The organism is Pseudoalteromonas rubra (assembly GCF_000967655.1).
Classification (GTDB): Bacteria; Pseudomonadota; Gammaproteobacteria; order Enterobacterales; family Alteromonadaceae; genus Pseudoalteromonas; species Pseudoalteromonas rubra_A.
In genome coordinates this window covers 72,495-78,692 of the sequence record NZ_JXYA01000024.1, presented here as the reverse complement: position 1 = coordinate 78,692, position 6,198 = coordinate 72,495, and the positions used below count along the sequence as shown (strand labels likewise).

Annotated in this window: 7 protein-coding genes; 2 read left to right on the top strand and 5 right to left on the bottom strand. The window is 47.3% G+C overall.

From position 1 onward, the window contains the following. Positions 1 to 122 precede the first annotated feature (122 nt). The 5 genes from TW77_RS11610 to TW77_RS24270 form a co-directional block, all read right to left on the bottom strand. Entirely contained in the window at positions 123 to 557 is a 435-nt protein-coding gene (locus tag TW77_RS11610) for a hypothetical protein (protein ID WP_046005143.1), read from the bottom strand. Between the two features lie 9 nt (positions 558 to 566). Continuing rightward, positions 567 to 821: a hypothetical protein gene (locus tag TW77_RS11605; protein ID WP_046005142.1), complete on the bottom strand. Its 255-nt coding sequence runs from the start codon at positions 819 to 821 to the stop codon at positions 567 to 569. 131 nt (positions 822 to 952) lie between these two features. Beyond that, positions 953 to 1,642 (bottom strand): outer membrane beta-barrel protein, encoded by a 690-nt coding sequence (locus TW77_RS11600; protein ID WP_046005141.1) that lies wholly within the window; start codon positions 1,640 to 1,642, stop codon positions 953 to 955. Between the two features lie 200 nt (positions 1,643 to 1,842). Continuing rightward, positions 1,843 to 2,835 (bottom strand): LNS2 domain-containing protein, encoded by a 993-nt coding sequence (locus TW77_RS11595; RefSeq protein ID WP_046005140.1) that lies wholly within the window; start codon positions 2,833 to 2,835, stop codon positions 1,843 to 1,845. 121 nt (positions 2,836 to 2,956) lie between these two features. Beyond that, on the bottom strand, positions 2,957 to 3,676 hold the full coding sequence (locus TW77_RS24270; RefSeq protein WP_156158655.1) for a hypothetical protein: 720 nt from the start codon (positions 3,674 to 3,676) through the stop codon (positions 2,957 to 2,959). A gap of 338 nt (positions 3,677 to 4,014) precedes the next feature. On the opposite strand from TW77_RS24270, the gene TW77_RS11585 reads away from it, so the two are divergent. Next, positions 4,015 to 5,208, top strand: a complete 1,194-nt coding sequence (locus TW77_RS11585; RefSeq protein ID WP_046005139.1) for a GGDEF domain-containing protein — start codon at positions 4,015 to 4,017, stop codon at positions 5,206 to 5,208. A gap of 125 nt (positions 5,209 to 5,333) precedes the next feature. After that, entirely contained in the window at positions 5,334 to 6,194 is an 861-nt protein-coding gene (locus TW77_RS11580; protein WP_156158654.1) for a hypothetical protein, read from the top strand. The last annotated feature ends 4 nt before the right edge of the window (positions 6,195 to 6,198 follow it).

Here is a 6,198-nt window from a genome sequence, read left to right as displayed (position 1 = left end):
GCGCTAACCTCCCGGGGTTTTCATGAGAACTAAGGGTTAGCGCTCCCTTTCACTATTTCAGGTTTTTTAGCGATTAGATATAGACATTGGTAAATATATTAACCAATGAACTGAAACGTCCTTTACGCCCCATTATTCCTGCTGGTGCCAAATACATACCCCAGCAATGCAGTCAGAGTTGGGAACAGCACGTTGAGTATGATCAGCTGGAGGGTGTCGAACCAGAAGGCGCGGAAGGTGGCGCGCTGGGTAGCGAGCAGTTCGAGTTTGGCCTGCATTTGTTCGGCGGTCAGTGTGTTGTTGGGGTTAGCGGTAATGGCGTTAAAAAAGCGGATTTCGCCCCAGACAAAAATACTGAGAATGATCAGCAAAAAGCCGATTAGCACGGCAATGATCCCCCAGGTGAGGTTTACGCCGGCTTTTTCTTTACCTGTGAGTGGCTCCGGGTCGGAGACCGGGGCTTCCATGGGTGATGAGTCCTGGGCGGTGCTTAAGTCCAGGTTTTGCCATGGGGTTTGTGTGTGGTTTTGGTCGCTGTCCTGTGCGTTACCCGTCATCCTGTGTACCTAGTGTTGTGCGTTGGGTTTTGATTTGTTGATGTTGTTGAGTTCAGGCATAACCAGTCGATGTACGTCTTTACCTTGCTTATCTGCCGATAAAATGGCTCTGTCGTGCACCACTTCGTCTGAAGCCCAGTCCAGTAAAGTCAGTGCTACTTTGGTCAGATCGCTGGATTTTTTTAACCCTAAGCGTTGCTGTAACTGAGCCAGGTAGTCTGCGTCAACGGAAAAGCGTACTTCAGTTTTTTTGCTGTCTGCCATAATTACTCCAAAAAGTTTCCGGATTTTCTCCAATGTTAGTGGAAGATGAGAGCGGGTGCAAATAAAACAACACCCTATACTGGACGCGCAATGCAACCAAAAAGGCCAGTCCGGAGACTGGCCTTTGGCGCTTAGAAGCTATATCTGAAATTCACATCCAGCGTTTTGTAATCATCAACATGCCGATACTCGGTATTGACAGAGAACATAGCGTTAAAGTGATAGCCTGCCCCTACAAAAAACAAAGGGTTGCTGTCGCTATCTTCACCACTGCTCTTTTCAAAGCCCAGTCCCGCTCTTAACTCAATGTCATTCATCACCCGGGTCTGATATTGACCACGCAAACGATAGATATTGTCATCATCTGAGTCTGAACCTTGTTCACTGTGTCGTATCTCGCCCAGTTGAGTGATCGCGTAATCTCCGCTGCCTTTCAACTCAACGCGACCAGCATGCAGGCTCACATCGAACAAAGCCGTGTCATCCAGCTCCCAGATATAACCCATCCCCACTGTAAACTGCACGATTTCAAGCTCCAGGTTTACACTGATATCTGCAACGTCAGATAAGCGCTTTGATGATGTTTGCTCATCATCAACATTGTAGTAGTTGCCTTCAACATAATAGTTGTCAAAGCGCTTGCTGAGCGACAAATTCACACCTGTCAACGTGTCCATATTAAATGGCTCGAGATCCATGTCTTCAGACACTTTAAAACGCTTATACCCAACTTCCACTTTATCAAAGTTGATACTGTGTGCCATAGCTGGTGCGCCAGCCAATACTGCGGCTAATCCAGCCACCCACGATAACTGCTTCATATCTTTCCTTAATTACTCTTTATGATACGACTTAATTCAAAGCCCGCGTGCACGGGAAAAACTGCGCGCATTATAAATATCGATTTAAAAAAGTACAGGATACCTGCATTAAAATTTGTGGTAAGCAGTTGTTTGGGAAATAAAATTCTCTATTTTTGGACTTAGATGGGCTTGCCATTACGCAAGCCCATATTCTGACATTACTCACACTGCGCCGCGGGGTAGGTGTCTACCTCATTGGTAATATGTGAATAGTAGCTATTGTTGGTAATAGCCGTGGTGCCGTAGTGTCCGGCATCCGGGCCTATGGTGAAGCTGTTTTGTGCGCCCAGTCCGGCGCGAATAAAGGCTTCGGCGTCGGTTTTTGCATTACCATAGGCGCGCACAATATTCAGGCCCTGCGATTGCAGTTGCTGGATCTGCTCAATTTTGTATTCAGCGGTTCTGAACAGGCTGGTTTCATTGCTCAAAGAGGTACGCAGAAAACCACGTGGCAGCCCCATCCAGTTTAACCAGTCGCGGGTGCCTTTGGCATACCAGTAAACACGCGCGGTCAGGTAAACCGGCTGATATCCCAGATCCAGATAACGCCGTACCAGGCTGTATGCGCCCTCTTTTTCGTCGGCGCGATCAATCCCTGTGTAGTCACCAATTTGCTCGGCGTCCGACTCGGTTAAAGTGCCGTCAATATCAAACAGTACGGCCGGTGTATTGGGCTGAATAACAGTAACAAACCCTTCCGCCCCGGTGCCATCGGCTGGCACTGCGGCATAAATGCGGTACTGGCCTGCGTTCATAGCTGGTAGGGTGACACTGGCCTTGCCGTCGCTGTTGGTTACGGCATCGCCCAGGTAGCGCCAGTCGCTGTCTTGCTGTCCGCGCAGATAAAAGCGGACCGTTTCAAATTCCAGGTCTTTGTGTGCAACCGCGCCGTAATCAAACTTTGCGGTTACTTTTACACTATTGCCCTCTGCTACTACTTCGTCATGTACCATATGAAAACTGGGCAACCAGGTAATCAAGCGATTAAGTCCATTGCGATACCCGGCACTGGGCACGTCAGGTTTGACATAGTTTTGCTCAATCCAGCTTGGATCTGGGCACTGTGGCAACGCATTCGCGCCAAAAGACCATGCAATGGCTGCAATTGCAACCGATTTAGCTGTGATATGAGCCAACCTTGATAACTTCATATATACTCCCGTCGTTGAATTCGAGGCAAGAATATATACTCTAGATTACATTTTTATTAACGCAAACTTTTCACATTAACATTTTAAATTAACAACAAGGTTACCCAAGCGCATTGCGCCATCATAAACGGGTGTCAAAGGTGATGTTTGGTGATGATGCTCGCCCGCCACTGGTCGGGGGAGATCCTGTGGGCTTATGACTATACACAGGTGCATTTTTGAGCGGTGGTGTGTGGATATTTCGTTTTGCAGCGACCCAGGCATATTGTCCATATGATTCAAACATATAGTTACCACTTGGCAGCTGGATCTGGCCGTAAATTACGTCGTTAGTTAAAGTCAGGTGCACTTGATAGCGCTCGTCTGCATGCTTGCCCACTTGCCCGGTCAGCCGCTTTTCCTGATCTGTCTGTGTGATATCGACGATTTCAGAGCAAATTTTTTCCTGAGTCTGAGGAATTAAAAATTCAAAGCTGTCGCCCAACGCCAAAGTACGAATGCTTTTTACATCCAGCTCCATATAGGCTTCGTTGTACAACTCATAAGGCACAGTGGTGCTCGATTTAAAAAATGCTCTGGCGTGCTGCGACTCTTTGTTGATGGTGTAGTAAGTACTTTGCAATTCATGCTGTGGCAGCCTGACGTCACTGTCTTTATAGCCAGACGCAGCAGACTCCGGCTCATGTGTCATAGCCAGTTGCAGCTGTGCCACATTCAGTGGCGCACTATGCTGCCCGGCCAACGCGACCGGCGCATCAGGATGGGCCTGCTCACTGTCATAAAAAAGCAATGAAGCACACGACACCAACCCAATGGCGCCCATCAATATGTAAGTAGACACTTTCAACATATCAATAAATTAACAAATGAAGTACTAATGGGAACATTAATTGCTCCACCGCTTTTTATCAAGTGAGATTAATGCGCTCATCGGCTATCAGCGCACCACTCTTCTATAACCAATCTAATATCAATATGTTAAAAGAGAAACACTATTTACCTTTGTTTACATTAACAAAAGCGCCAAACAGCTGAATTCTCTATGTACAGTGTGAATTTCACACAACCGCTGCGCATCTGGGTCCGTCAGTGCTATGCTTGAAGACTAATAAAAGTCCAATAGAAGGCCTGTTTAAGGGCACCCAGGGACAGCAACTTGAATACACATAGGTCGATTTAATGCAGGTTCATGATCTTACACTGATGCTGTCGTTATGGATTGCGTCTCTTGCTGGCGCCACTGTACTGTTTGTGATCTCAAAAATGACACAAACGATTGAGGGCACACGCCTGTGGTCACTGGCCATGTTGCTGCTTTCCTTTGCCTATCTGGCGCAGCTAACCATGCAAAATCTGGACGTTCAGTGGCGCGTTTTAACTTTTAATACTTTCCTGATACTGGGGCACTCAGCCTGGCTGATTGGCACCTGGCAGTTTGTTAAGCGTACGCCCTCTAAACAAAAAATCGCCTGGTTAGTCTTGCCTATTTTGCTTATCTCCTGGCTGACCGCCACCTTAGTCCCCGACAGGGAGCTGCGTATTACCTTGATTGGTGTGTGGCTGATTGCCGTGCGCTGTCATTACGCCTGGGTGCTGTACAGGCACGCACGGCAGGACAAAAATGAGTTTCTGGCTGCCAGGATCACCGTCGGCGTGGTGTTACTGGAAGTGTCTTTTTCCGTTCTTTATACCCTGCAAGGTGCGCTGGGCAATTTGCCGCAGATAGGCGAGGCCTTTAACTGGGTTGCAGGCTATACCTGGGTGGCAGCGTTATTGGGGATCCTGGCGGGTGCCCCCATTTTGTTGCTGCTCAGTGCCGGACGCTTTGTTAAAGAGTTAGAATTTGCCGCCAACCACGACCTGCTGACGGGACTGCTTAATCGTCGCGGCCTGGCCCGACAACTAAACGAGCTGCTGCCCCTGAGCAAGCGCAAGTGTGATTCGCTCACCGTGATGATGATTGATCTCGACCTCTTTAAACGCGTTAACGACTTATACGGTCACCACAATGGCGACCGCGCGATTGTTTGCCTTGCCGAAGTGCTAAAAAACCACTTTCGCAGCGCCGATCTGCAGGCGCGCTGGGGTGGCGAAGAGTTTTGCCTGGTGCTGTTCGATATGCAGCCCGACATGGCGGTGGCAAGTGCAAACAAACTACAAGCCTCCTTTGCAAAGCAAAGCCTGCAACTGGGGTTACAGGACACGCCGTTAACCATCAGTATTGGCATTGCCTGTACCCGGGAGATCAGCCAGCAAGGGTTCGAAAGCACCCAAAATCAGGCCGACAGCGCCTTGTACGATGCCAAACATGCCGGGCGCAACTGCGTTAAAATGGCCAGCATGGCACTCAGTCTGCTCGAAGAAAATCCCTGACTTAACGCCTTTCTGAGCCCTACCTTCAATTTGATTGACCCAAAATTTTCACAAAACAACCTTTGAACACCACATCTTTTTTGCTTAAAATTTAAACACCACAAGGACACAATAAGGCATGATGCATGTTCAAGTTCAAAAATCTTTCCAGGTTATGTACTTTACTCTTAGTACCCACTTTAGCAGGCTGTAATAGTACGCCAAGTAATAAAGGAATGGATCTATCACCCGATTCAATTTATTTGGGTGAAAGCATTTCTTCCCCACAGCTGGCATTGTGGTTGTCACAGTGTAAAAGCGAGTTGCTTCAGGACAAAAAATTTACTCGAAACTGGTACATCAAGGGTAATGAACAAGATGAAGTTGAGCGATTCAAAGCTACTGAAACAATAGACGCCCAACGCGCTCACAATACAGCCCGCAGGTATGCGGAAAAAACCTTTGATGAATATATCAGCAAAACCGGATATAACCCGTCAATCCCTTTGGTTGCTATCAGGACAGGAAAAGTCGGCACTTACGATGAAAAGAAGAAAAACATTGAGTTAAAACTTAACTCACAAAACCGAACTCGCTGGCCTAACATTACGAGCATTTCGAACACTTCCGGCTCTTTCCTTATGGCAGCCATCACCAAACTAGATGATCGAGAGATCTGGATGGCACGTAATCTCGGCACCAACAGACATTACAACGACAATACCTCATTACACTATCATGTCACCGATAATGAGTCGGCTTTAAACACAAGAAGAAGTCGCAGAAACAAAAAAGATTCCTTTTATATTTCGCTGCCCAGAAGCGCAGCATATGCTCTGGCATTGGAACAACAGAAATCTGAACTGATATTTAGATTTAACCTCAAGCCAGAAAGCTGTGAATACAGAGGCCGTAACAAGGCCAACAGCACTCTAATGCTTAAAGCAACACATGTCAGCATCTACTCTGATGAGATAAGTGAGTCTAACCTGATTTACTCCATGTAACATA